Annotated in this window: 22 protein-coding genes and 2 pseudogenes; 15 read left to right on the forward strand and 9 right to left on the reverse strand. The window is 53.7% G+C overall.

Annotated elements, in window-relative coordinates:
- Nucleotides 1–40: 40 nt before the first annotated feature.
- The 3 genes and pseudogenes from ppk1 to purM form a co-directional block, all read right to left on the reverse strand.
- Nucleotides 41–2,104: pseudogene (gene ppk1 / locus FDX22_RS13065) on the reverse strand (polyphosphate kinase 1); the annotation flags it as partial.
- Between the two features lie 203 nt (nt 2,105–2,307).
- Entirely contained in the window at nt 2,308–2,952 is a 645-nt protein-coding gene (gene purN, locus FDX22_RS13070) for a phosphoribosylglycinamide formyltransferase (protein WP_146717297.1), read from the reverse strand.
- Nucleotides 2,949–3,986 (reverse strand): phosphoribosylformylglycinamidine cyclo-ligase, encoded by a 1,038-nt coding sequence (purM, locus tag FDX22_RS13075; protein ID WP_146717298.1) that lies wholly within the window; start codon nt 3,984–3,986, stop codon nt 2,949–2,951. The genes purN and purM overlap by 4 nt, the downstream gene beginning before the upstream one ends.
- Nucleotides 3,987–4,277: 291 nt before the next feature.
- On the opposite strand from purM, the gene bglK reads away from it, so the two are divergent.
- The 5 genes from bglK (at nt 4,278) to FDX22_RS13100 (ending at nt 9,587) form a co-directional block, all read left to right on the forward strand.
- Nucleotides 4,278–5,156 (forward strand): beta-glucoside kinase BglK, encoded by an 879-nt coding sequence (gene bglK / locus FDX22_RS13080; RefSeq protein WP_146717299.1) that lies wholly within the window; start codon nt 4,278–4,280, stop codon nt 5,154–5,156.
- Between the two features lie 8 nt (nt 5,157–5,164).
- The gene (locus FDX22_RS13085) at nt 5,165–6,595 is read left to right on the forward strand and encodes a 6-phospho-beta-glucosidase (protein WP_146717300.1); all 1,431 of its coding nucleotides are present in this window, start codon (nt 5,165–5,167) and stop codon (nt 6,593–6,595) included.
- Nucleotides 6,596–6,778: 183 nt separating this feature from the next.
- Nucleotides 6,779–7,405 carry a uracil phosphoribosyltransferase gene (gene upp / locus FDX22_RS13090; protein WP_096756189.1) on the forward strand — a complete coding sequence of 209 codons (627 nt, stop codon included), beginning with the start codon at nt 6,779–6,781 and terminating at the stop codon, nt 7,403–7,405.
- A gap of 95 nt (nt 7,406–7,500) precedes the next feature.
- The gene (gene uraA / locus FDX22_RS13095) at nt 7,501–8,790 is read left to right on the forward strand and encodes a uracil permease (protein WP_146717301.1); all 1,290 of its coding nucleotides are present in this window, start codon (nt 7,501–7,503) and stop codon (nt 8,788–8,790) included.
- A 95-nt stretch (nt 8,791–8,885) separates the two neighbouring features.
- Nucleotides 8,886–9,587 carry a DnaA inactivator Hda gene (locus tag FDX22_RS13100; protein ID WP_212726261.1) on the forward strand — a complete coding sequence of 234 codons (702 nt, stop codon included), beginning with the start codon at nt 8,886–8,888 and terminating at the stop codon, nt 9,585–9,587.
- A gap of 33 nt (nt 9,588–9,620) precedes the next feature.
- On the opposite strand, the gene arsC is transcribed toward FDX22_RS13100, so the two are convergent.
- Together arsC and bepA are read right to left on the reverse strand one after the other, a co-directional pair.
- Nucleotides 9,621–9,980 carry an arsenate reductase (glutaredoxin) gene (gene arsC / locus FDX22_RS13105; protein ID WP_096756192.1) on the reverse strand — a complete coding sequence of 120 codons (360 nt, stop codon included), beginning with the start codon at nt 9,978–9,980 and terminating at the stop codon, nt 9,621–9,623.
- Between the two features lie 77 nt (nt 9,981–10,057).
- A complete protein-coding gene (gene bepA, locus FDX22_RS13110; RefSeq protein WP_115257799.1) occupies nt 10,058–11,521 on the reverse strand; it encodes a beta-barrel assembly-enhancing protease in 1,464 nt (487 codons plus the stop codon).
- Between the two features lie 227 nt (nt 11,522–11,748).
- Between bepA and FDX22_RS13115 the strand changes: the two genes are divergently transcribed.
- From FDX22_RS13115 to iadA, 4 genes and pseudogenes are all read left to right on the forward strand, one after another.
- On the forward strand, nt 11,749–12,813 hold the full coding sequence (locus tag FDX22_RS13115) for an AI-2E family transporter (protein WP_096756194.1): 1,065 nt from the start codon (nt 11,749–11,751) through the stop codon (nt 12,811–12,813).
- A gap of 166 nt (nt 12,814–12,979) precedes the next feature.
- Nucleotides 12,980–13,639: a nucleoside recognition domain-containing protein gene (locus FDX22_RS13120; protein WP_117343530.1), complete on the forward strand. Its 660-nt coding sequence runs from the start codon at nt 12,980–12,982 to the stop codon at nt 13,637–13,639.
- 1 nt (nt 13,640) lies between these two features.
- The gene (locus FDX22_RS13125) at nt 13,641–14,102 is read left to right on the forward strand and encodes a YjiG family protein (protein ID WP_117343531.1); all 462 of its coding nucleotides are present in this window, start codon (nt 13,641–13,643) and stop codon (nt 14,100–14,102) included.
- 11 nt (nt 14,103–14,113) lie between these two features.
- Nucleotides 14,114–15,276: pseudogene (gene iadA, locus FDX22_RS13130) on the forward strand (beta-aspartyl-peptidase).
- A gap of 115 nt (nt 15,277–15,391) precedes the next feature.
- Here iadA and bcp read toward each other — a convergent pair.
- The gene (bcp, locus tag FDX22_RS13135; RefSeq protein ID WP_096756198.1) at nt 15,392–15,862 is read right to left on the reverse strand and encodes a thioredoxin-dependent thiol peroxidase; all 471 of its coding nucleotides are present in this window, start codon (nt 15,860–15,862) and stop codon (nt 15,392–15,394) included.
- A complete protein-coding gene (locus FDX22_RS13140; RefSeq protein ID WP_003037954.1) occupies nt 15,862–16,434 on the reverse strand; it encodes a glycine cleavage system transcriptional repressor in 573 nt (190 codons plus the stop codon). The genes bcp and FDX22_RS13140 overlap by 1 nt, the downstream gene beginning before the upstream one ends.
- Before the next feature lie 145 nt (nt 16,435–16,579).
- Between FDX22_RS13140 and dapA the strand changes: the two genes are divergently transcribed.
- From dapA to ypfH, 6 genes are all read left to right on the forward strand, one after another.
- Nucleotides 16,580–17,458, forward strand: a complete 879-nt coding sequence (dapA, locus tag FDX22_RS13145; RefSeq protein ID WP_096756200.1) for a 4-hydroxy-tetrahydrodipicolinate synthase — start codon at nt 16,580–16,582, stop codon at nt 17,456–17,458.
- A 16-nt stretch (nt 17,459–17,474) separates the two neighbouring features.
- Complete coding sequence (gene bamC / locus FDX22_RS13150) at nt 17,475–18,509, forward strand: outer membrane protein assembly factor BamC (protein ID WP_117343534.1); 1,035 nt, start codon at nt 17,475–17,477, stop codon at nt 18,507–18,509.
- A gap of 110 nt (nt 18,510–18,619) precedes the next feature.
- The gene (purC, locus tag FDX22_RS13155; RefSeq protein ID WP_096756202.1) at nt 18,620–19,333 is read left to right on the forward strand and encodes a phosphoribosylaminoimidazolesuccinocarboxamide synthase; all 714 of its coding nucleotides are present in this window, start codon (nt 18,620–18,622) and stop codon (nt 19,331–19,333) included.
- 129 nt (nt 19,334–19,462) lie between these two features.
- The gene (locus FDX22_RS13160) at nt 19,463–20,329 is read left to right on the forward strand and encodes a neutral zinc metallopeptidase (protein ID WP_117343535.1); all 867 of its coding nucleotides are present in this window, start codon (nt 19,463–19,465) and stop codon (nt 20,327–20,329) included.
- A 15-nt stretch (nt 20,330–20,344) separates the two neighbouring features.
- Nucleotides 20,345–22,360 (forward strand): tRNA(Met) cytidine acetyltransferase TmcA, encoded by a 2,016-nt coding sequence (locus tag FDX22_RS13165; RefSeq protein WP_146717302.1) that lies wholly within the window; start codon nt 20,345–20,347, stop codon nt 22,358–22,360.
- A gap of 73 nt (nt 22,361–22,433) precedes the next feature.
- A complete protein-coding gene (gene ypfH / locus FDX22_RS13170; protein WP_146717303.1) occupies nt 22,434–23,132 on the forward strand; it encodes an esterase in 699 nt (232 codons plus the stop codon).
- 83 nt (nt 23,133–23,215) lie between these two features.
- On the opposite strand, the gene FDX22_RS13175 is transcribed toward ypfH, so the two are convergent.
- Nucleotides 23,216–23,416: a hypothetical protein gene (locus FDX22_RS13175; protein WP_096756206.1), complete on the reverse strand. Its 201-nt coding sequence runs from the start codon at nt 23,414–23,416 to the stop codon at nt 23,216–23,218.
- A gap of 27 nt (nt 23,417–23,443) precedes the next feature.
- Complete coding sequence (dapE, locus tag FDX22_RS13180; protein ID WP_096756207.1) at nt 23,444–24,571, reverse strand: succinyl-diaminopimelate desuccinylase; 1,128 nt, start codon at nt 24,569–24,571, stop codon at nt 23,444–23,446.

The following is a 24,571-nucleotide window of genomic DNA, read 5'->3' on the forward strand; positions in this document are numbered from 1 at the left end:
CATTTTCCGCCTTCCCACAACTTGAATTATTTAGGCTAGTGTCAGGTTGCTCGAGTGATTTGATGTAGTCATAAATCGCCAACTGCGACTGAACCTTACGTCGGTTTCCACGTGGCACGTAGCGATTACTCAGTTCTTTATCAATGTAACGGGCTTTTACCGTATCGCTGAACAGGATCTCGATAATATCCAGCACGCGCTGCTTGAGGTGTGGATCCAGCAGCGGCGTGGCGACTTCGATACGATAATCGATGTTTCTTGTCATCCAGTCCGCCGAGGACAGGTATACCTGTTTATCGCCGCCATTCTCGAAGATATAGACCCGGTCATGTTCAAGATAGCGGTCAACGATGCTAATCACGCGAATATTATCACTGATGCCTTCCAGATTCGGGATCAGGGAGCACATTCCGCGGATCAGCAAATTAACCGGTACGCCCGAACTGGACGCCGCATAGAGTCGATCAACGAGGCCCTTATCGACCAGGTTGTTCAGTTTTAGCGTAATGCCGGAAGAGCGCCCCTGCTGTGCATTGGCGATCTCTTTGTCGATCATCGCGTACAGCAGACGTCGCGAGTTCTGCGGGGAAACCAACAGATAATCAAAGGTCACCGGACGATACGGGTTTTCGATAAAGTTGAACACCCGACGCACTTCGTTGGTAATGCGCGAATCGGCGGTCAGCAAAGAGTAGTCAGTATACAGTCGTGCCGTTTTTTCGTTGAAGTTCCCGGTCCCGATATGGGCGTAGCGCACCACCTCGTCGCCTTCTTTACGTGAGATAAGGAACAGCTTGGCGTGAATTTTCAGTCCCGGTGCGGAGAAGATGACGTGCACGCCGGCTTCGGTCAGACGCTTGGCCCAATGAATGTTGGCTTCTTCATCAAAGCGCGCCTGTAATTCGACGACCACGGTCACTTTTTTACTGTTGTGGGCCGCATGGATCATTGCGTCGATGATGCGGGAGTCTTTTGCCACGCGGTAGATATTGATCTTTATAGCCAGCACGCTCGGGTCAAACGAGGCCTGGCGCAGCAGTTCAAGGACGTGCTCAAAAGTATGATACGGATAATAGAGCAGCACATCGCGTTCGCGGATGGCATCAAATCCGTTACGGAACTTTTCGTTATCAAACCAGATATGGCGCAGGCGAGGCAGCGGCTTGTTCACCAGATTGGCTTTGCCAACGTTGGGGAAATTAATAAAGTCTTTAAAGTTATGGTAACGCCCGCCGGGGACGATCGAATCGTAGCGAGAGATCGTCAGTTTTTCACGCAGGATTTCGACCAGCGCATTGGGCATATCGCGCTGATAGACAAAGCGCACAGGCTCTGCGGTCAGACGTTGCTTCAGGCTGGACGACATCAGCTCCATCAGGCTGGATTCCATCTCGTGAACCAAATCGTATTCAGCGTCGCGGGTCATTTTCATCGAATAGGCATTCAGCGTATCGTAATCAAAGAACCCTTTGAAAATGTCATCAAGGCAATAACGCAGGATGTTGTCTAGCAGGATCATGGGCTTGCGACGACGGGGCGTTTCCGGCGGCAGATTTACAAAGCGGGGAACCTTGTCAGACGGAATTTCCAGTAGCGCATAGCGAATGGTATCACCACGGATGATCTCTACGGCCAGATAGGTATAGTCGTCCTTCAGAAACTGGACTAAATCTGTCTCGCGGTTAATCAGGATCGGCGTAATGTGCTGGCGAAGATATTGCTTGAAGTAATGACGCAACCAGCTCTGCTGATTGGCTGACAGTTGGCGCTCATTGATTAAGAATATCTGATTGCGCGCCATCTCCAGCAGTAATTCATTGTACAGGCCATCGAACTCCTGATCGGCTTTCAGTACGCGGGCCTGGATTTTGCCTAACAGATGGCGGGAGTGAGAGTTAGAACCCTGCTCTTCGCTAATAATGATGCGGCGTTTTAGTTCGGCAAAACGAACTTTATAAAACTCGTCGAGGTTATTGGAATAGATGCCCAGAAAACGCATCCGTTCAATCAACGGGTTTGACTTATCAGCAGCTTCCTGCAGGACGCGTTCGTTGAACGCTAACCAACTAAGCTCTTTCTCGATGTATAGCTTTTCCTGACCCATTAATACTTTTACTCCGTTTCATTCACGGGACACTACGTGATCATTATGGCGAGCACGACTGGCATGTGCCAGAAAAAATGAGGGGAATTGCAGGATGTAGGCCGGATAAGACGCTTTAGCGTCACCATCCGGCATAAAAGCCCACATGAGTGCCGGATGGTGGTGTGAATGCCTTATCCGACCTACGAGGCTGGGAGGCTATTTTATGCTTCGTCGGCTGCGTAGCCTTGTGGTGGAAGGCGAATGCCGTCCAGCCAGGCTGCGTTATCGCGCATTTGCAGACGACCATCGACAAACCAACCGACCACCAGCGGATAGATGGCATGTTCCTGGGCCTGAACGCGTGCCGTCACGTCATCTTCGCTGTCGCCGTCAAACACCGGCACTTTCGCCTGCAGAATAACCGGCCCACCGTCCAGTTCGTCAGTGACAAAATGAACGGAGGTTCCGTGTTCTTCATCACCGTTTTCCAGCACCTGACGATGTGTATGCAGGCCGGGATAATTGGGCAACAGAGAAGGGTGGATATTCAGCAAGCGTTCGGCATAGTGGGCGACAAACGCCGGGCTGAGGATACGCATATACCCGGCCAGTATCACGACGTCCGGCGCATAGGCATCGATCTCTTGTATTAGCTGGCGATCAAAGGCTTCACGGCTGGCAAACTGGCTTGCCTCCAGCGAATGAGCCGGAATGCCTGCTTCGCGTGCACGTTCAAGGCCGAACGCGTCGGCCTTATTACTGAATACTGCACGTAGGGTGCCCTTGATTTTTTTCTGTTTGCAGGCGTCAATGATCGCCTGCAAATTGCTTCCGTTACCGGAAATGAGCACCACTATATTTTTCATTCAATGACCACACGCTGTTCGGAATCGGACGCTTTGATGATACCGATTCTCCACGCGTTTTCACCTTTTTCGTTCAGCAGCGCAAGAGCATTGTCCACTTCAGCTTCTGGCAGAGCGATAACCATGCCTACGCCGCAGTTGAAGGTGCGATACATCTCGTGCTGACTGACGTTACCCGTTGTTTGCAGCCAGTTAAAGACGGCTGGCCATTGCCAGGAGGATTCATCGATTACGGCTTGGGTGTTGTCAGGCAAGACGCGTGGGATATTTTCCCAGAAACCGCCGCCGGTCAGGTGGGCAATTGCGTGCACGTCAACCTTCTCAATCAGTTCCAGAATGGATTTCACATAAATGCGGGTAGGCGCCAGCAGATGATCGGCCAGTGATTTGCCTTCCAGTTCGGTTGTTTCCGGGTCACAGCCGCTGACTTCGACAATTTTACGCACCAGGGAATAACCATTGGAATGCGGGCCGCTGGAGCCAAGCGCAATCAGCACATCGCCATCAGCCACTTTTGAGCCGTCGATGATTTCTGATTTCTCAACCACGCCTACGCAGAAACCGGCCACATCGTAATCTTCACCGTGATACATCCCCGGCATTTCAGCGGTTTCACCCCCGACCAGCGCACAGCCGGACTGCAGGCAACCTTCGGCAATACCGGCGATCACGCTGGCAGCGGTATCGACGTCCAGCTTACCCGTGGCATAGTAGTCGAGGAAAAACAGCGGTTCAGCGCCCTGTACCACGAGGTCGTTGACACACATCGCCACCAGGTCAATACCGATGGTGTCGTGGCGCTTCAGATCCATCGCCAGACGCAGTTTTGTACCTACGCCGTCAGTGCCGGAAACCAGTACCGGTTCACGATATTTTTGCGGCAATGCGCACAGCGCACCGAAGCCACCCAGACCACCCATAACTTCCGGGCGACGGGTTTTCTTTACTACGCCTTTGATTCGATCGACCAGAGCATTCCCTGCGTCAATATCAACACCGGCATCTTTGTAGCTAAGAGAGGTTTTATCGGTCACTGCCTGGTTCCCCACGTGTTTACTTGCAGTAAAAGTTAAATTCGGCGCAATTCTAACAGGGAAAGCAAACGTTTGCGAGTCCGCTCTGCATCGGCTTTTTTCTGCCGTTTTTTTCAGCGATTTACATTCACATACGTCTTTATTTGACCTGAGCCACGAAAATGAAACCGGGTTCAGCATGGTGCTTGAAACCGGATGACGTAATGCACAGTATCTTACTGAAACCGGTTTCTGTTTTTATCAGCAGTGATGAAATTAACGGTGACCACACGTCAAAAGGAAGGGTCATTAATGAATATCGCAGCATTCGATATTGGTGGTACGGCATTAAAAATGGGCGTGATTAGCGAACAGGGCGAATTGCGGGAAAAGGGCAAGCTGTCAGTGCCTGACTGCGATGGAGACAAAATTTTGCAGGGCATGCTGGACTGGGTTTCAGCCCATCCTGACTGCGAGGGCATCGCCATTAGCGCACCGGGTTATGTCAATCCGACTACCGGCTATATCGAAATGGGCGGAGCGATTCGCCAGTTTGACCATTTTGCACTCAAAGCATGGCTGGAAGAGCGTACCGGGTTGCCGGTGACGGTTGAAAATGATGCGAACTGTGTCGCGCTTGCTGAGCGTTGGCAGGGGAAAGTAGCCGGTATCGAAAATTTCCTTGTTCTGACCATCGGGACCGGGATCGGCGGGGCGATTTTCTGCAACAACCAACTGGTGCATGGCGCGCGTTTTCGTGCTGGTGAATTTGGTTATATGCAAACCGCCCGACCCGGAACACGTGATGTCAGACGCTATTCGATGAATGAAAATTGCACCCTGCGCGTTTTACGTCATCGCTATGCGGAACATATCGGGAGCGCACTGGAAGACGTCTCGGGCGAAGATGTTTTTGATCGCTACGACGACGGTGACCCTGTCTGCCAGCGTTTAGTCACTGAGTTTTTTAACGACCTCGGCACGGGTCTTTATAACCTCGTTAATGTGTTCGATCCGCAGGTGATATTCATCGGTGGCGGCATTGTTGAACGCCCTGGATTCCTGTCGCTGTTGCGTCATCATTTGGCCTGGTTCGGTATTGCGGAATATATCGATATCGTCAGCCACGGCAACGACGCCGGGTTGTACGGTGCCGTTTACCATTTCAATCAGCAAAACAGAACGGTATAGGAGCTAACATGTCTGGATTTAAAGCAAATTTCATGTGGGGTGGCGCGGTTGCTGCTCACCAACTGGAAGGCGGCTGGCAGGAAGGGGGAAAGGGGATTAGCGTTGCTGATGTGATGACGGCGGGGGCAAATGGTGTCGCTCGCGAAATTACCGATGGCGTGCTACCAGGGAAAAATTACCCCAACCATGAGGCTATTGATTTTTACCATCGCTACCAGGATGACATTAAGCTGTTTGCCGAAATGGGGTTTACCTGCTTTCGCACGTCAATTGCCTGGACCCGTATTTTCCCACAGGGTGATGAAACGCAGCCAAATGAAGCTGGCCTGCAATTCTATGACGATCTGTTCGATGAATGCCTGAAATACGGTATTGAACCGGTGGTTACGCTGTCGCATTTTGAGATGCCGTACCATCTGGTGAAGGAATATGGCGGCTGGCGTAATCGTAAGTTGATTGATTTCTTTGTCCGTTTTGCCGAGGTGGTCTTCACCCGCTTCCAGCATAAAGTGAAGTACTGGATGACGTTCAATGAGATCAATAACCAGGCTAATTTCCACGAAGATTTTGCACCGTTTACCAACTCCGGCTTGAAGTACCAGCCAGGCGAAGACCGTGAGCCGGTAATGTATCAGGCTGCACACTACGAACTGGTGGCGAGTGCACTGGCGGTAAAAGCGGCGCGTGAGATTAATCCCACGCTGCAAATTGGCTGCATGATTGCCATGTGCCCGATTTACCCGCTGACCTGTGCGCCTGACGATATAATGATGGCGATGAACGCCATGCATCGCCGTTACTGGTTTACCGATGTCCATGTGCGCGGCAAATATCCGCAGCATATTCTCAACTACTTTGAACGTCGGGGATTTGAGCTGGATATTACCGAGGAGGACCGTCAGGCGCTGACTCAGGGCTGTGTTGACTATATTGGTTTCAGTTATTACATGTCCTTTGCTACGCAGGCTTCAGCGGAGAATCCGCAACTGGATTATGACGAAACGAAAAGCCTGGTCTCCAACCCCTATGTGCAAAAATCGGACTGGGGCTGGCAGATTGATCCGGTCGGCCTGCGCTACTCGCTAAACTGGTTCTGGGATCATTATCAACTCCCGCTGTTTATCGTAGAAAACGGATTTGGTGCCATCGATATGCTGGAAAGCGATGGGACGGTGAACGATCAGTACCGCATTGACTACCTGGCGGCCCACATCAGTGAGATGAAAAAAGCCGTGGTGGAAGATGGCGTCGATTTAATGGGCTATACGCCGTGGGGGTGTATTGATTTAGTGTCCGCTGGTACGGGCGAAATGAAAAAACGCTATGGTTTTATCTACGTCGATAAAAATAATGACGGTAGTGGGACATTAGCACGCTCGCCTAAGAAATCTTTTTCATGGTACCAGCACGTCATTCAGACCAATGCTGAATTTTTATAAAATTCAATGGATTGATGCTCGGCCCCGCCCAGCGTGCGGGGCGTGTCTTATACTCATTTTTCAGACGTAAATGACTTTGGTTGATCCATATCAAGCGTATGCAGTGTTGCGCCAGAGAGGAAAAGCGGTATAATCCGGCGATTTTTTTTGTGGTTGCCACTCGTCTGAGGAAAGGAGAAGAGTATGAAGATCGTGGAAGTCAAACACCCACTCGTCAAACACAAGCTGGGATTGATGCGTGAAAACGACATCAGCACTAAACGCTTTCGTGAACTCGCCTCGGAAGTTGGCAGCCTGCTGACTTATGAAGCAACCGCTGGTCTGGAAACCGAAAAGGTGACCATTGAAGGCTGGAACGGCCCGGTTGAAGTCGACCAAATCAAAGGTAAAAAAATCACCGTTGTGCCAATCCTGCGTGCGGGCCTGGGTATGATGGAAGGCGTACTGGAAAACGTCCCGAGCGCGCGTATCAGCGTGGTGGGCATGTACCGTAACGAAGAGACGCTGGAGCCGGTACCGTACTTCCAGAAACTGGTGTCTAACATTGACGAGCGCATGGCGCTGATCGTTGACCCGATGCTGGCCACCGGTGGTTCCGTTATTGCTACCATCGACCTGCTGAAAAACGCGGGCTGCAGCAGCATTAAAGTGCTGGTGCTGGTTGCTGCGCCAGAAGGTATCGCTGCGCTGGAAAAAGCGCACCCGGATGTTGAGCTGTATACCGCATCTATCGACCAGGGGCTGAACGAGCACGGATACATTATTCCGGGACTCGGAGATGCCGGCGATAAGATTTTTGGTACCAAGTAAATGAATAAATAAAAAGAAGCCGACTTTAAGAGTCGGCTTTTTTTTGAATAAAACAACCCATCGCTACTCAAACACAATACTCAGAGGAAAACACTATGACGCGCCGTGCTATCGGGGTGAGTGAAAGACCGCCGCTTTTACAGACAATCCCGCTTAGTTTGCAGCACCTGTTCGCCATGTTTGGCGCCACGGTACTGGTGCCAGTCCTGTTTCATATCAACCCAGCCACCGTCCTGCTGTTTAACGGCATTGGTACGCTGCTGTATCTCTTTATCTGTAAGGGGAAAATCCCAGCGTATCTGGGGTCCAGCTTTGCCTTTATCTCTCCGGTACTGCTGCTACTGCCGTTAGGGTATGAAGTGGCGCTCGGCGGTTTTATCATGTGTGGCGTGCTGTTCTGTCTGGTTTCTTTCATCGTGATGAAAGCAGGTACCGGTTGGCTGGATGTGATGTTCCCGCCTGCGGCTATGGGCGCAATCGTTGCCGTCATCGGCCTTGAGCTGGCGGGTGTTGCGGCGGGGATGGCAGGCTTGCTGCCAGCTGAAGGACAAATGCCGGATTCTAAAACCATTATTATTTCGATGGTGACGCTGGGCGTAACGGTATTTGGTTCGGTACTGTTCCGCGGCTTTATGGCGATTATCCCGATTCTGATTGGTGTGCTGGCGGGTTATGCGCTCTCGTTCGTGATGGGCGTTGTGGATACCACACCCATTGCCGAAGCCCACTGGTTTGCTCTGCCGACCTTCTACACGCCTCGTTTTGAATGGGTGGCTATTCTGACCATCCTGCCTGCGGCGCTGGTGGTGATTGCCGAACACGTAGGACACCTGGTGGTGACCGCCAATATCGTGAAGAAAGATTTAATTCGCGATCCCGGCTTGCACCGTTCGATGTTCGCCAATGGCCTGTCGACGGTGATCTCCGGCTTCTTTGGTTCCACGCCTAACACCACTTATGGTGAGAACATCGGCGTCATGGCCATTACCCGCGTGTACAGTACCTGGGTCATTGGCGGGGCGGCAATTTTTGCTATTCTGCTTTCATGTGTGGGTAAACTGGCCGCCGCGATTCAGATAATCCCGCTGCCGGTTATGGGCGGTGTCTCACTGCTGTTGTACGGGGTGATTGGTGCGTCCGGTATCCGCGTGTTGATCGAATCAAAAGTTGATTATAACAAGGCACAAAACCTGATCCTGACCTCGGTGATTCTGATCATCGGCGTGAGCGGTGCGAAGGTTCACATTGGTGCGGCTGAGCTGAAAGGCATGGCGCTGGCGACCATTGTCGGCGTTGCCCTGAGCCTGATCTTTAAAGTGATTAGCTTGCTGCGTCCGGAAGAAGTTGTCCTTGACGCTGAAGATGCTGACAGACCGCAACACTAAGTCTCTGACCGGGCGGCATCGCTGCCCGGTTCTATCGCGACGTATTTCTGTGGTAAACTCAACGCGATTTTATGAAATCCTGGGTTGAGGTATCTCTGAACACACCGGCACAGCTCTCTTTGCCACTTTATCTTCCTGACGATGAAACCTTCGCAAGTTTCTGGCCGGGGGATAACTCCTCTTTACTGGCCGCGCTGCAAAACGTGCTGCGTCAGGAACATAGCGGGTATATCTATCTCTGGTCGCGTGAAGGCGCGGGCCGTAGTCATTTGCTGCACGCAGCCTGTGCCGAGCTTTCTCAGCGCGGGGATGCCGTCGGCTATGTCCCGCTGGATAAACGTACGTGGTTCGTACCGGAAGTGCTTGATGGTATGGAACATCTCTCGCTGGTGTGCATTGATAACATTGAATGCGTGGCCGGGGATTCCCTGTGGGAAATGGCGATCTTCGATCTCTACAACCGCATTCTGGAATCAGGGAAAACGCGCCTGCTGATCACTGGCGATCGTCCACCAAGACAGCTTAATCTCGGACTGCCGGATCTGGCTTCTCGTCTGGACTGGGGGCAAATCTACAAACTTCAGCCGCTCTCGGATGAAGATAAGCTTCAGGCATTGCAATTACGCGCCAGATTGCGCGGGTTCGAACTGCCGGAGGACGTGGGCCGCTTCCTGCTAAAGCGTCTGGATCGCGAAATGCGCACGTTGTTTATGACCCTGGATGAACTGGATCATGCGTCGATCACCGCTCAGCGCAAGCTGACCATTCCGTTTGTCAAAGAGATTCTGAAGCTGTAAGCACCGCAGCCGAAAAGACTGCGGTGCATCACATTAGCCGACGATATCCAGCACCTGCTCCGGCGGACGCCCAATTCGCGCTTGACCGTTGGCCACCACAATCGGACGTTCCATCAGTTTCGGGTTTTCCACCATCGCCTGAATCAGCGCCTCTTCACTCAGAGTCTCGTCCGCCAGGTTGAGCGATTTATAGAGATCTTCTTTCTGGCGCATCAGCTCACGCGCGCTGGACATGCCCAGCATCTGCAGCAGATTACGCAAAGTGGCTGCGTCTGCGGGAGTGTCGAGATACAGCACTACTTCCGGCTCCACGCCGTTGGACTTCAGTAATTCCAGTGTCTCACGGCTCTTTGAGCAACGTGGGTTATGGTAGATTTTAATCGCGTCTGACATGATTTCTCCTTGCATAGCAAAACTGCCGGATGGCGGATAAGACGCAACAGCGTCACCATCCGGTAAGTATTCAATAGTTACATCTTCGTGTACGGTTTAAAGCGCTCTTGCAGCTGGCGTAGCTGGTCAATACGGGCATCGTATCTTGCCTGCTGCTGGCTTCCCAGCTTCACCTGTGAACTTGCGCTGCTGAGCATAGAAATGGCCTGGTCAAGACGTCCCGCCAGCGCATAGCCTTCTGCGCGTGCCGCCAGTTCCTGATCGCGGTTATTCAGCGTTGCTTCCGTTTGTGCTAACAGATCCCAGCCATTGCCGTCATCCTTATGATTAAACGTATAACGATTCAGGATGGTAGCGGCCTCTTTGGCCTGACCGGCCTGTAAATAGGCATTCGCCAGGTTAAGCTGCAATACCGGATTAACGCGCAGGTCGCGGGCGTTTTTCAGGCGATTAATTGCATCGCCGGTTTTCTTCTGACCGAGATCGATATCGGTCGCCAGGTCGAGATACCAGGCATTGTTCGGATCGGCAGACAGCAGCGGCTGTAGCGCTTTACGCGCCTCGTCGTATTTACTGTCTTCCATTGCTTGTAACGCGCGGCCATATTGCGCCGCCCGTTGCTCGCGGACGTTGCCTTTTGCCCAGTTATCCAGCAGGTCGCTGCTCAACTGGTTGCGACCCGAGTTATACATGCCGAGGGTTCGCGCTTTTGCCAGGTAAAAATCTTCCGAGGATTGCACCACCGTCGGTCGCATCTGGTTAGCACGGTTACGCGCATCCGCCAGACGGCTTTCTGGCAGGGGGTGCGTCAGCAGAATTTCAGGCGGGCGCGTGGAATAGCGCGCCTGGTCGAGCAGTTTTTCCAGAAACGTCGGCATGGCCTGCGGATCAAATCCTGAGCGTTGCAGGACCTGAATACCGATACGGTCCGCTTCCTGTTCATTTTGCTGCGTAAAGCTGATCATCCCCTGACGGGTGCCGGCCAGCGTACCGGTCAGTGCTGCCATCCCTGCCTGCGGACTGGCCATCGCCAACAGAATAGAACCCAGAGCCCCCACCCAGGTCAGCGGGGCAGAGCGCTTTTGGTCTTCCATGGCGCGCGCCAGGTGGCGCTGCGTGACGTGAGAAATTTCGTGCGCCATCACCGATGCCAGCTGGCTTTCGTTATCGGAATAGCGGAAAAGCGCAGAGTGCAGCACAACGTTGCCGCCAAAGAAGGCAAAGGCGTTTATTTCATCGTTATTAATCAAAAAGAAATGGAAGGGGGTTTTGACGGAGTCCGCGTGTGAGACCAGACGCATCCCCAGAGAATTAATGTATTGGGTCAGCAAAGGGTCGTTAATTAACGGCGCACTGCCGCGCAGCTGGCGTACGTAATAGTCGCCCATCTGCATTTCCTGCCCGATGGAAAGCGTGCTCCCTGCTGAGGTTCCCATATCCGGTAGGGTGTCCGCAGTGTCAGCAAATGCGGGCGCGACCTGACCGATGGCCAGTGCAGCAATGAGGGTAGCAACCAGGTTTTTTTTCAACTGCCTGAACATAACCTCTGTCCTGTATTCTTTTTTGAGATAGCCATTTGACCCATGCTGTGAAGTATCGTTCACCCTCAGACAGCTTTGGGAGTGTAACTGCGAAATTCGACGATGAACACCCAGGAAAAATGTCTTTTCACTTTGCGTAAACCGCTATAAAAAGCGAAGTCTTTTTTGTGACATTTCGATACAATTCGGGATCGCAATCCCGCTATTGAGGTTCATGGAAGGGTTTTATGCTCGAAATGTTGATGCAATGGTATCGCCGCCGCTTTAGCGACCCTGAGGCTATTGCCTTGCTGATTATTCTGGTTGCCGGTTTTGGCATCCTTTTCTTCTTTAGTGGGCTGTTAGCGCCGCTGCTGGTTGCCATTGTGCTGGCTTATCTGCTGGAATGGCCCACCGTGCGGCTGGAAAATATCGGTTGTTCAAGGCGTTGGGCGACATCCATTGTACTGGTGGTGTTCGTCGGTATTCTACTGCTGATGGCGTTTGTGGTAATGCCGGTCGCGTGGCAGCAGGGGATCTACCTGATTCGCGATATGCCCGGCATGCTTAACAAGCTGTCTGATTTTGCCGCTACCTTGCCGCGACGGTATCCGGCGCTGATGGATGCCGGCATCATTGATGCGATGGCAGAGAATATGCGCGCGCGAATGCTCAATATGGGCGATTCCGTGGTGAAATATTCGCTGGCTTCGCTGGTCGGATTGCTGACGCTGGCGGTGTATCTGGTTCTCGTTCCGCTAATGGTGTTCTTCCTGGTGAAAGACAAAAGCCAGATGCTGAATGCCGTACGTCGGGTACTTCCGCGTAATCGTGGACTGGCCGGGCAGGTCTGGAAAGAGATGAACCAGCAAATCACCAACTATATTCGCGGCAAAGTGCTGGAAATGGTGGTGGTAGGCGTCGCCACCTGGCTGGGCTTCCTGCTGTTTGGCCTCAACTACTCCTTGCTGCTGGCTGTACTGGTCGGTTTTTCAGTCCTGATCCCGTATATCGGTGCCTTCGTGGTGACCATCCCGGTGGTGGGCGTGGCGCTGTTCCAGTTTGGTCTCGGGACCGAGTTCTGGAGCTGCTTTGCCGTGTACCTGATCATTCAGGCGCTGGATGGCAATCTGTTGGTCCCAGTGCTGTTCTCTGAAGCCGTAAACCTGCATCCACTGGTGATTATTCTGTCGGTGGTGATTTTTGGCGGGCTGTGGGGATTCTGGGGCGTATTCTTTGCTATTCCGCTGGCGACGTTAATCAAAGCAGTCGTCCATGCCTGGCCGGATGGTCAGACGATTGACGAGTCATAGACCCTGACGCCCGGCGGTGCAATGCCGCCGGGCCAGAACTTGTCTGACCTCTATACACACTTTCTGAATAATCTTCCTGGGTGTCGTTTTTCTCCGTATTAGCCTTTAACTTGACCAATGTGATGTTTTTTTGTCACACAAGGAATAAGACCAACAGGAGAAAAAAATGGGTCACAACACGCACACGCAACAAAAAGCGGGATGGGTTGGCTATCTCGCCTTTTTCGTCACTATTATCCTTTTTTCCGGCATGTTTTCGAAAAGTACCGACTGGTGGCGGGTGTTCGATTTCACCGTTCTCAACGGCGCATTTGGGCAGATAAACGCGGCAGGCGAGACGGCGGTCTCGTTTCGCGGTGCCGGCGGGATGGGCGCAAAAGATGGCTTTTTATTTGCGCTGGAACTGGCGCCCTCCGTCATTCTGTCACTTGGCATCATCTCCATTACCGAAGGCTTGGGAGGGTTGCGCGCGGCGCAGCAGCTAATGACGCCGGTCCTGCGCCCCTTACTCGGCGTTCCGGGTATTTGCTCGTTGGCGCTGATTGCGAATGTGCAAAATACCGATGCCGCAGCCGGAATGACCAAAGAGCTGGCGGAAGAGGGGATTATCACCGAGCAGGAACGCGCTATTTTTGCCTGCTGGCAAACCAGCGGTAGCGCGTGTATCACCAACTATTTTTCCTCAGGCGCGGCGCTGTTTACGATGGTTACCGTTCCGGTGATAACGCCACTGGCGGTGATCCTGGTCTTCAAATTTGTCGGCGCGAACCTGCTACGGCTGTGGATCGCGCAGCTTGAAAATCGCCGTACGCAGCAGGAGGCCTGAGATGACAACACACGTACGTAAAAATGTCATGGATATGTTCATCGATGGCGCAAGGCGCGGGTTTACCATTGCCACCACCAGCCTGTTACCGAACGTGGTGATGGCGTTTGTGATTATTCAGGCGCTAAAGGTAACGGGGTTGCTCGACGTCGTCGGCCGGGTGTGCGAACCGGTTATGGCGCTGTGGGGATTGCCGGGGGAATCTGCCACCGTGCTGTTGGCGGCGGTGATGAGTATGGGCGGCGGCGTTGGCGTTTGCGCCAGTCTGGTTGTCGCCGGAACCCTTTCGGGACATGATGCGACGGTATTGCTACCGGCCATCTACCTGATGGGGAATCCAGTGCAAAATGTCGGACGCTGTCTGGGGACTGCGGGGGTTCATCCTCGCTATTATCCGCTTATTATTGCGGTATGCGTGATGAATGCGCTGCTCTCTATTTGGGTTATGCAGGTAATTGCCTGACAAGGAAGGTTATGAACTGTTCAATTCTTGGTCTGACGCTGTTCCAGCGCGGACACGTTTACGCGCCTGACGATTTGGGGCAACAAGATATTCTGGTCGTGGGCGGAAAAATTGTCGCCATCGCGCCGTCTATCCTGGCAGACGATTTTCCCGGCTGTCAGTGTATTAATCTCGAGGGTGCCATTGTTTGTCCGGGGTTTATCGATCAGCACGTTCATTTGATTGGCGGTGGCGGAGAGGCCGGCCCCACACCCGCACACCGGAAGTGCGCCTATCACGTCTGGTTGAAGCGGGTATCACCTCAGTGGTGGGATTGCTGGGTACCGACGGAATTACCCGTCATCCGGAGTCGCTGTTGGCGAAAACCCGAGCACTGGAATATGAAGGCATCAGTGCCTGGATGCTCACCGGCGCGTATTCGTTACCTTCCCCGACCATTACCGGCAGTATTGAGCGCGATGTAGCGCTGATCGACAAGGTGATAGGGGTGAAATGTGCGATTTCAGACCATCGCTCATCAGCCCCGAATACCGCGGTGCTGGCGAACATGGCGGCGCAGTCGCGCGTCGGCGGATTATTAGGGCAGAAGCCGGGGATTAGCGTCTTCCATATGGGGGACAGCCCGCGCATGCTGGAGCCGCTGTATGACGTCCTCGCGCATTCAGATGTGCCGATAACCAAACTGCTGCCAACGCATGTTAACCGCGCGGAACCGTTGTTTGAGGCCGCCTTAGCCTATGCCCGCAAAGGGGGGTATATCGACATTACCAGCAGTATTGATGAGCCCGTGGATCCGGCAACGGCCATCGCGACCGCGCTGCGCAGCGACGTTCCACTGTCGCGGATTACCTTGAGTTCAGACGGTAACGGCAGCCAGCCGGAGTTTGATGAACAGGGCAATCTGACGGGGATTGGTGTGGCCGGATTTGAATCACTGGCACACACGCTGCGCCAACTGGTGACGGTTCATGCCATTCCTCTGGAGCAGGCATTATGTCCGCTCACGCGCACGGTGGCGGAGTTTCTGGGACTTGGGCATAAAGGACGTCTGGCGGTTGGATGCGATGCGGACATTCTGGTGCTCAACGACACGCTGGAGGTTTACCACCTGTGGGCGAAGGGCAACGCGGTGGTGAAAGAGAAAAAAGCGTGTGTTAAAGGGACGTTTGAGTAAACGACGTTGATGCCGGATAGCGGCGTAAATGCCTTATCCGGCCTACGGACTTGCGCGGATGTAGGCCTGATAAGACGCGTAGCGTCGCCATCAGGCTTAATCCGGCAAAAATAAATCAGGCGTTTTCCTGCACCCATTTCAGCACGATGTCGTGGTGATTGCTGGTTTTGAAATCATCAAACACATGTTCAATCTTGCCGTCAGCATCCACCAGGAAGCTGATGCGATGAATGCCATCATAGGTTTTACCCATAAATGACTTTTCTCCCCAGACGCCAAACTGCTCGCAAACCTGGTGATCTTCATCGGACAGGAGCGTGAAGTTAAGCACTTCCTTCTCCACGAAGCGGGAAAGCTTCTCCGGTTTATCGGTGCTGATACCCAGCACTTCCACGCCGGCTTTTTTTAACTGATCCATGTTATCGCGTAAGCCACAGGCCTGTACGGTACAGCCGGGCGTCATGGCTTTCGGGTAGAAATAAACCAGAACACGCTGTCCCTGGAAGTCGGTTAAATTTACTTGTTCTCCGTCTTGATCCGGCAAGCTAAATTTCGGTGCGATATCACCGGCTTTCAGTGGGTTCATTACTTAACTCCATCCTGTTCATCATGCTGTGAGTAATTGACGACGTTAATACTGCCTTGCGCATTGAGTTCTGTACAGAGTGCTTTAAACGCATCCTCAATATTTGCCGAATCGTGTGACGCAGGGCTATGTGCGGTAATCTGAATAAACAACTGGGCAGCCTTTCCGTTCTCCGCCGGTTGGGTGCGAGAAACCAGTTCGGCAATATTCATTTGATGACTGTCGAAAAGGGCGGTAAAACGCTCAATCAAATGGGGAGAGTCAGGGACATCAACCTGAACCCATACCGTGGCGGGCATCGCCGGGCGGGGGCGTGCGGTTGTACGCTTCATCACAATCAATAAATCTAGCTCTGCGCCTTTCAACGGCAAGGTTGATTCAATCAGGGTGATGGCATTCCAGGTACCAGACAACAGCATGATAAATGTAAACTCGTCACCCAGCATGGCCAGTCGGCTGTCTTCAATATTACAGCCACAACTGCTGACATGGCGAGTGATGGTGTTCACAATTCCTGGGCGGTCGGCACCCAGCGCAGTAATGACCAGATAGTGTTGCGATGACGATGTCAAACCTGTTCTTCCTTTGAGCGGTGAGGTAATTATAAGGAAAGCATAAAAAAAACATGCATACAACAATCAGAAGGGCTCTGGTCGCTTGCTTTTATTGTCGTACCAAACGTACCATTGAGACACTTGTTTGCACAGAGGATGGCCCATGTTCACGGGAAGTATTGTCGCGCTTATTACGCCGATGGATGAGAAAGGTAAAGTCTGCCGGTCGAGCCTGAAAAAACTGATTGATTATCATGTCGCCAGCGGCACCTCGGCGATCGTTTCGGTTGGCACTACCGGTGAGTCCGCCACGCTGAGTCATGATGAACATGGCGATGTGGTGATGATGACGCTGGAACTGGCCGACGGGCGTATTCCGGTGATTGCCGGAACCGGCGCCAATGCGACCGCAGAAGCCATTAGTCTGACGCAGCGTTTCAACGACAGCGGTATTGTCGGCTGCCTGACGGTGACGCCTTACTACAACCGCCCGACGCAGGAAGGTTTGTTCCAGCATTTCAAAGCCATCGCTGAACATACTGACTTGCCACAAATTCTGTATAATGTGCCGTCCCGTACTGGCTGCGATATGCTGCCGGAGACCGTGGGTCGTCTGGCGAAAGTAAAAAATATTGTCGCTATCAAAGAGGCCACAGGGAACTTAAGTCGTGTTCACCAGATCAAAGAGCTGGTTTCAGACGATTTTATTCTGCTCAGCGGTGATGACGCGACCGGGCTGGACTTTATGCAGCTCGGTGGTCATGGCGTGATTTCCGTTACCACTAACGTAGCGGCACGTGAAATGGCTGAAATGTGCAAATTGGCGGCAGAAGGGCGTTTTGCCGAGGCGCGGGTGATTAACCAGCGTTTGATGCCGTTACACAACAAACTATTTGTCGAACCCAATCCTATCCCGGTGAAATGGGCATGTAAGGAATTGGGTCTTGTGGCAACCGATACGCTGCGTCTGCCGATGACGCCAATCACGGACAATGCTCGTGATATCGTCAAAGCGGCGCTTAAGCATGCCGGTTTGCTGTAAAGTTTAGGGAGATTTGATGGCTTACTCAGTACAAAAGTCGCGCCTGGCCAAGGTTGCGGGTGTTTCGCTAGTTATGTTGCTCGCGGCCTGTAGTTCTGACTCGCGCTATAAGCGCCAGGTGAGCGGTGATGAATCCTATCTGGAGGCCGCACCGCTTGCTGAGCTTCATGCGCCAGCTGGGATGATTCTGCCGGTAACAACCGGTGATTATACCATCCCGGTAACCAACGGCAGCGGTGCTGTTGGTAAAGCGCTGGATATTCGCCCACCGGCTCAACCGCTGGCATTGGTTAGCGGTGCACGTACCCAGATCGCAGGTGATACGGCAACGTTGCTGGTAGAGAATGGTCGTAGTAACACGCTGTGGCCGCAGGTCGTTAGCGTGATTCAGGCGAAAAACTACACCATTACCAAACGTGATGATGCCAGTCAGACGCTGACGACCGATTGGGTTGACTGGAACCGTCTTGATGAAGACGAGCAGTATCGCGGACGTTATCAAATCTCGGTTAAACCGCAGGGCTATCAGCAGGCGGTAACGGTGAAACTGGTTAACCTCGAGCAGGCCGGTAAGCCGGTGGCAGATGCTGCATCAATGCAGCGCTACAGCGCTGAGATGATGAACGTTATCTCAGCGGGTCTGGATAAGACCGCCACCGACGCCGCGAATGCCGCGCAGAGCCGCTCTGCCGCCACCATGGATGTTCAGAGCGCCGCCGATGACACCGGCTTGCCGATGCTGGTGGTACGCGGACCGTTCAACGTGGTGTGGCAGCGTCTGCCAGCAGCACTTGAGAAAGTGGGCATGAAAGTGACCGACAGTACTCGTTCTCAGGGCAGCATCGCCGTAACCTACAAACCGCTGTCCGATAGCAACTGGCAGGAACTGGGCGCGAGCGATCCGGGTCTCGTATCCGGCGACTACAAACTGCAGGTCGGTGATTTAGACAACCGCAGCAGCTTGCAGTTTATCGATCCGAAGGGACATACCCTGACGCAAAGCCAGAACGACGCGCTGGTCGCCGTCTTCCAGGCAGCATTCAGTAAGTAAAAATCAAGGGCTGGATAACTCCAGCCCTTTTTTCTGGTATGATACGCAAACGTGTGCGTCAGCAGAAAAACGCAATATTTATCGTTATTTCACACCCAGGAGTAATAAAGATGCAAAAGCAAGCTGAGCTGTATCGTGGTAAAGCGAAGACCGTATACAGCACGGAAAACCCGGACCTGTTGGTGCTCGAATTCCGCAATGATACGTCAGCAGGGGATGGCGCGCGCATCGAACAGTTCGATCGTAAAGGCATGGTGAACAATAAGTTCAACCATTTCATTATGACCAAACTGCAAGAAGCGGGCATTCCGACCCAAATGGAGCGACTGCTATCCGATACCGAATGTCTGGTGAAAAAACTGGAGATGGTCCCGGTCGAGTGCGTGGTGCGTAACCGCGCGGCAGGTTCCCTGGTGAAGCGTTTAGGCGTTGAGGAAGGTATTGAACTGAATCCGCCGCTGTTTGATCTGTTCCTGAAAAACGATGCTATGCACGATCCAATGATTAACGAGTCCTATTGCGAAACGTTTGGTTGGGTGAGCAAAGAGAATCTGGCACGAATGAAAGAGCTGACCTACAAAGCCAACGACGTGCTGAAAAAAATGTTTGATGACGCGGGTCTGATCCTGGTCGACTTCAAACTTGAGTTTGGTTTGTATAAAGGTGAAGTGGTTCTGGGCGACGAATTCTCTCCGGACGGTAGCCGTCTGTGGGACAAAGAAACGCTGGATAAAATGGACAAAGACCGTTTCCGCCAGAGTCTGGGCGGCCTGATCGAAGCCTATGAAGCTGTCGCACATCGCCTGGGTGTGAAGTTAGACTGATCCCTTCCTGAGCCGGCGATCGCTCTCCGGCTCATCAATTCCCCCCTGGTTTGATTACTCTTTCTTATGGTAATCCTGTTCCGAACCGCCTACGATCATCATCATAATGAATAAAAAGTTGAGGTGATTATGCGCTGGCAAGGGCGTCGCGAAAGCGACAATGTAGAAGACAGACGTAACAGTTCGGGCGGCGGACCTTCTATGGGCGGGCCGGGCTTTCGTTTGCCACGTGGTAAAGGCGGCATCATCCTGCTGATTGTGGTCCTTGTGGCCGGCTATTATGGCGTCGATCTCACCGGGTTAATGACCGGCCAACCTGTTTCGCAGCAGCAATCCACGCGTTCCATCAGTCCGAATGATGATGAAGCGGCCAAATTTACCTCGGTGATCCTCGCCACGACCGAAGACACCTGGGGCCAGCAGTTTGAAAAAATGGGCCGTACTTATCAGCAGCCTAAGCTGGTGATGTACCGTGGCGCGACGCGAACCGGATGTGGAGCAGGCCAGTCAGTGATGGGGCCATTTTATTGCCCTGCGGACGGCACGGTCTATATCGATCTCTCCTTCTATGACGACATGAAAAGTAAGCTCGGTGCTGACGGTGATTTTGCTCAGGGCTATGTCATTGCGCATGAGGTTGGCCACCACGTGCAGAAACTACTAGGCATAGAACCGAAAGTTCGCCAGATGCAGCAGAATGCCTCGCAGGCGGAAGTGAATCGTCTTTCCGTGCGTATGGAGCTGCAGGCCGACTGCTTTGCTGGCGTCTGGGGCAACAGTATGCAGCAGCAGGGCGTGCTGGAAACGGGCGATCTGGAAGAAGCGCTGAACGCCGCCCAGGCAATTGGTGACGATCGCCTGCAGCAGCAGGGGCAGGGACGCGTGGTACCGGACAGCTTTACGCATGGTACCTCTGAACAGCGCTATAGCTGGTTCAAACGCGGTTTTGATAGCGGCGACCCGGCGCAATGTAATACCTTTGGCAAAGGCATTTAAGATCCTGAGGCAGGGATGTCCGATAACACCGCACTGAATGCGTTAACTGAACACATGGCCCGGGAAGGCATCCGTCACCTGCTGATTATTAGCGGCGAGGGTCTGTGGCCTCAGGAGCGGGCGCTTGCGCTACGCAACACATTACCCGGCGACTGGCTTTGGGTGGGGGCAACGGCCCCCGCTGAACCGTACTGCACGCCGCAAGCGCTACAAACGTTACTGGGGCGTGAGTTTCGCCATGCGGTTTTTGATGCCCGTCAGGGATTTGACGCTGCGGCGTTTGCCGCCCTAAGCGGCACGCTGCGTGCCGGAAGCTGGCTGGTGCTGCTGACGCCCCCCTGGCTGACCTGGCAAACGCATCCTGATGTGGATTCACTGCGCTGGAGCGATTGCGCCGAACCTATCCCTACGCCGCACTTTGTCGAACACTTTCAACGGGTGATGACCCGTGACGGACAAACCCTGCACTGGCAACAGCATCAGCCGTTTGCGCCTGGACATTTTCCCGCGCGCGCTCGCTGGCAGCCAGCTAACGGCGAGCCTCAGCCAGAGCAGGCGGTCATTTTACAGCAGCTGCTGGATATGCCGCCCGGCGTGGCAGCGGTAACCGCCGCGCGAGGCCGGGGTAAATCCGCGCTGGCCGGGCAGTTGATATCACGCATGAAGGCAAGCGCCATTGTTACCGCCCCGGCAAAAGCGGCGACGGATGTGCTGGCGCAGTTTGCCGGAGAACGTTATCGCTTTATGGCGCCTGATGCGTTACTCACCGGCAGCGAAACCGCTGATTGGTTGATTGTGGATGAAGCGGCCGCTATTCCCGCCCCGTTGCTGCATCAGCTGGTTTCGCGTTTTCCACGTGTGCTGTTGACTACCACCGTTCAGGGCTACGAGGGAACCGGCAGAGGGTTCTTATTGAAGTTCTGCGCGCGTTTCCCCCATCTTCTGCGTTATGAACTGCAGCAGCCCATCAGGTGGGCTCAGGGGTGTCCGCTGGAACAAACCGTCAGTGAGACGCTGGTGTTCGACGACGACACTTTTTTGCATCCCCCTCAAGGCGATATCCACTTCTCCACCTTTGAGTCGACGGCCTGGCATAGTAATCCGCATCTGCCGCTGGCGGTATACCGGCTGCTCTCCGGGGCGCATTACCGCACGTCTCCGCTGGATTTGCGCCGAATGATGGACGCGCCTGGCCAGCATTTTTTGCAAGCATCGGCGGCTGACGCGGTGGCGGGGGCCGTCTGGTTGGTGGATGAAGGCGGCTTATCCGCTGAACTTAGCCAGGCCGTCTGGGCAGGTTATCGTCGTCCAAGAGGAAATCTGGTGGCGCAATCACTGGCCGCGCACGGCAGTGACCCGCAGGCGGCGACGCTCGTTGGACGGCGAGTAAGCCGTATTGCGGTTCATCCCGCCCGCCAGCGGGAAGGTATTGGGCAACGGCTAATCGAGCAGGCTCATTACTATTCCACGCAGTGTGACTATCTGTCGGTCAGTTTTGGTTATACGAGTGAGCTATGGCGTTTCTGGCAGCGCTGCGGCTTTGTGCTGGTGCGGATGGGGAATCATCGGGAGGCCAGCAGCGGCTGCTACACCGCGATGGCGCTGCTGCCAATAAGCGAGGCGGGAAAACGCCTGGCCGCAACCGAACACCTGCGCCTGCGTCGGGATGCTGACGTTCTGGCACAGTGGAACGATGAGGCGATCCCGGTCGTGCCGCTGAAAGAGACTACGCTTAATGATGACGACTGGCAGGCGTTGGCTGGATTTGGTTTTGCGCATCGGCCGCTGCTCACGTCGTTAGGTTGTCTGAGTCGTCTACTCCAGCGCAGCGAGCTACCTCTTCCGGCATTACGCGGACGTGTCGACGAGAGATGCGGCGACACTGAACTGTGCCAGCGATTGAAGGTGTCCGGGCGTAAAGCGCTGTTGTTGGTTCAGCGGGCTGAAGCGGCGCAGGCGTTGGCCCAGATCGATGCGGCCCGGACGCAACAGCTACAGAATCGCATTATGCAATGGCAATTTTTTCACTGACTTCTTCAATTTCCTGGCATGGTCATTGCGATTAAGCGGCGTAGAATTACTCTTATCAGTTAAGGAGATCGCCATGAAACATGACCATTTTGTTGTTCAAAGCCCCGATAAACCTGCGCAACAGCTGTTGCTGCTGTTTCATGGCGTCGGCGATAACCCGGTTGCCATGGGCGAAATTGGTTCCTGGTTTGCACCGCTGTTCCCCGATGCGCTGATTGTCAGTATCGGTGGGGCACAGCCTTATGGTTCCACCGGCGGCCGGCAGTGGTTTTCAGTGCAGGGCGTGACGGAACAGAACCGTCAGGAGCGGGTTGATGCCATCATGCCGGTGTTTATCGACATCGTACGCTACTGGCAGCAACAGAGCGGCGTTTCCCCTCAGGCAACCGCGCTGATTGGTTTTTCGCAGGGGGCGATTATGTCGCTTGAGAGTATCAAGGCCGAACCGGGGCTGGCATCGCGGGTCATCGCCTTCAATGGCCGCTACGCCAGCGTGCCGGAGGTGGCGACGACCGCCACAACGGTGCATTTGATTCATGGCGGGGAAGACCGGATTATCGAGTTATCTCACGCCGTTGCCGCGCAGGAAGCATTAATTCGTGCCGGAGGGGATGTGACGCTGGATATCGTCGAGGATCTCGGCCATGCCATTGACGATCGCAGCATGCAATATGCACTCGATCATTTGCGCTTTACCGTACCGAAGCACTATTTCGATGAAGCACTGAGTGGTGGTAAGCCCCACGATGATGATGTGATTGAGATGATCTAGCCCGTAGGCCGGATAAGGCGAGGTCGCCATCCGGCACTTAATGCCCGGTGGCGCTAACGCTTACCGGGCCTATGGGACTGCGATTATTTCTTCGGCTGATCCTTGTTCGGCCAGTCATCGTCATCATCCCATTTATCGTTAAAGTCACGATGCGGGGGAAGCTCCGGTTTATTGGCGAGAAATTTTTTATGGTCAACGCGCTTGAGATCTTTGATTACGTTCAGCAGTACGCCTACCAGAAAAACCAGTACTAAAATCCACCAATACTTTGCCAGCAAGTCCATGCTCATTTCCTCTTGCAGGAACGCTCATCAGGCGACGAGCTGCTCCATGATACGTTGATACATACGGGCAAGCAGCTGCAGGTCGGCGGCATTAACACATTCATTAATTTTATGAATGGTGGCATTGACCGGCCCAAGTTCTACTACCTGCGCCCCCATGCGGGCAATAAAGCGCCCGTCGGATGTCCCGCCTGTAGTCAGTAACTGCGGTTTAATTTCATTATAGTGCTCAATGGCGTTGACCACTGCATCCACCAGTTTACCGCGATCCGTCAGGAACGGCTGACCGGAAAGCCACCAGTCGACGGTATAACGCAGCTGATGCTTATCCAGCAGCGCCAGCACCCGCGATTTGATCATCTCATCGTTGAGTTCGGTGCTGAACCGGAAGTTGAACTGAACAAAAAGCTCGCCGGGGATGACGTTATTGCTGCCGGTTCCTGCCTGAATATTGGCAATCTGCATGCTGGTCGCGGGGAAAAATTCATTGCCCTGATCCCATTCAATGCCTACCAGTTCATTCAGCATTGGCGCAGCGCGGTGCACAGGGTTATCAGCCAGATGCGGATAGGCCACGTGTCCCTGAACCCCGTGAATCGTCAGGTTGCAGGTCAGTGAACCCCGACGCCCGTTCTTGACCACATCACCGACGATTTCGGTACTGGATGGCTCGCCGACCAGGCAATAGTCCAGTCGTTCGTTGCGGGCCATCAGCGCTTCAACCACCTTCACGGTGCCATTTTTCGCGCTGGCTTCTTCATCAGAGGTGATTAAAAATGCCAGACGGCCTTTATGGTTAGGGTGCTGAGCGACGAAACGCTCTGCCGCGACAACCATTGCCGCCAGCGATCCTTTCATATCCGCAGCGCCGCGTCCGAACAGCAGGCCGTCGCGGATTGTCGGCTCAAATGGCGGATTGATCCAACGATCAACATCGCCGGCAGGCACGACGTCGGTGTGACCGGCAAACGCCAGCGTCTCACCGTGTCCGCGCCATGCCCAAAAATTCTGTGTGTCACCAAAATCCATTCGCTCAACGGTAAAACCTACCGCGCGCAGGCGCTCAATCATTAACGCCTGGCACCCGGCATCATCCGGGCTCAGAGAAGGACGGCGAATAAGCTGCTGTGTCAGCTCAATAACCGGGCACGACAT

Source organism: Citrobacter sp. TBCS-14 (assembly GCF_005280805.1).
GTDB classification, from domain to species: Bacteria; Pseudomonadota; Gammaproteobacteria; order Enterobacterales; family Enterobacteriaceae; genus Citrobacter; species Citrobacter gillenii.

What these genes read in the sequence shown, in the direction of transcription:
- purN (WP_146717297.1), bottom strand. Translation starts at nt 2,952, where the DNA reads ATGAAAAATATAGTGGTGCTCATTTCCGGTAACGGAAGCAATTTGCAG.
- bglK (WP_146717299.1), top strand. Translation starts at nt 4,278, where the DNA reads ATGAATATCGCAGCATTCGATATTGGTGGTACGGCATTAAAAATGGGC.
- FDX22_RS13085 (WP_146717300.1), top strand. Translation starts at nt 5,165, where the DNA reads ATGTCTGGATTTAAAGCAAATTTCATGTGGGGTGGCGCGGTTGCTGCT.
- upp (WP_096756189.1), top strand. Translation starts at nt 6,779, where the DNA reads ATGAAGATCGTGGAAGTCAAACACCCACTCGTCAAACACAAGCTGGGA.
- uraA (WP_146717301.1), top strand. Translation starts at nt 7,501, where the DNA reads ATGACGCGCCGTGCTATCGGGGTGAGTGAAAGACCGCCGCTTTTACAG.
- arsC (WP_096756192.1), bottom strand. Translation starts at nt 9,980, where the DNA reads ATGTCAGACGCGATTAAAATCTACCATAACCCACGTTGCTCAAAGAGC.
- bepA (WP_115257799.1), bottom strand. Translation starts at nt 11,521, where the DNA reads ATGTTCAGGCAGTTGAAAAAAAACCTGGTTGCTACCCTCATTGCTGCA.
- FDX22_RS13115 (WP_096756194.1), top strand. Translation starts at nt 11,749, where the DNA reads ATGCTCGAAATGTTGATGCAATGGTATCGCCGCCGCTTTAGCGACCCT.
- FDX22_RS13120 (WP_117343530.1), top strand. Translation starts at nt 12,980, where the DNA reads ATGGGTCACAACACGCACACGCAACAAAAAGCGGGATGGGTTGGCTAT.
- FDX22_RS13125 (WP_117343531.1), top strand. Translation starts at nt 13,641, where the DNA reads ATGACAACACACGTACGTAAAAATGTCATGGATATGTTCATCGATGGC.
- bcp (WP_096756198.1), bottom strand. Translation starts at nt 15,862, where the DNA reads ATGAACCCACTGAAAGCCGGTGATATCGCACCGAAATTTAGCTTGCCG.
- dapA (WP_096756200.1), top strand. Translation starts at nt 16,580, where the DNA reads ATGTTCACGGGAAGTATTGTCGCGCTTATTACGCCGATGGATGAGAAA.
- bamC (WP_117343534.1), top strand. Translation starts at nt 17,475, where the DNA reads ATGGCTTACTCAGTACAAAAGTCGCGCCTGGCCAAGGTTGCGGGTGTT.
- purC (WP_096756202.1), top strand. Translation starts at nt 18,620, where the DNA reads ATGCAAAAGCAAGCTGAGCTGTATCGTGGTAAAGCGAAGACCGTATAC.
- FDX22_RS13160 (WP_117343535.1), top strand. Translation starts at nt 19,463, where the DNA reads ATGCGCTGGCAAGGGCGTCGCGAAAGCGACAATGTAGAAGACAGACGT.
- FDX22_RS13165 (WP_146717302.1), top strand. Translation starts at nt 20,345, where the DNA reads ATGTCCGATAACACCGCACTGAATGCGTTAACTGAACACATGGCCCGG.
- ypfH (WP_146717303.1), top strand. Translation starts at nt 22,434, where the DNA reads ATGAAACATGACCATTTTGTTGTTCAAAGCCCCGATAAACCTGCGCAA.
- FDX22_RS13175 (WP_096756206.1), bottom strand. Translation starts at nt 23,416, where the DNA reads ATGGACTTGCTGGCAAAGTATTGGTGGATTTTAGTACTGGTTTTTCTG.
- dapE (WP_096756207.1), bottom strand. Translation starts at nt 24,571, where the DNA reads ATGTCGTGCCCGGTTATTGAGCTGACACAGCAGCTTATTCGCCGTCCT.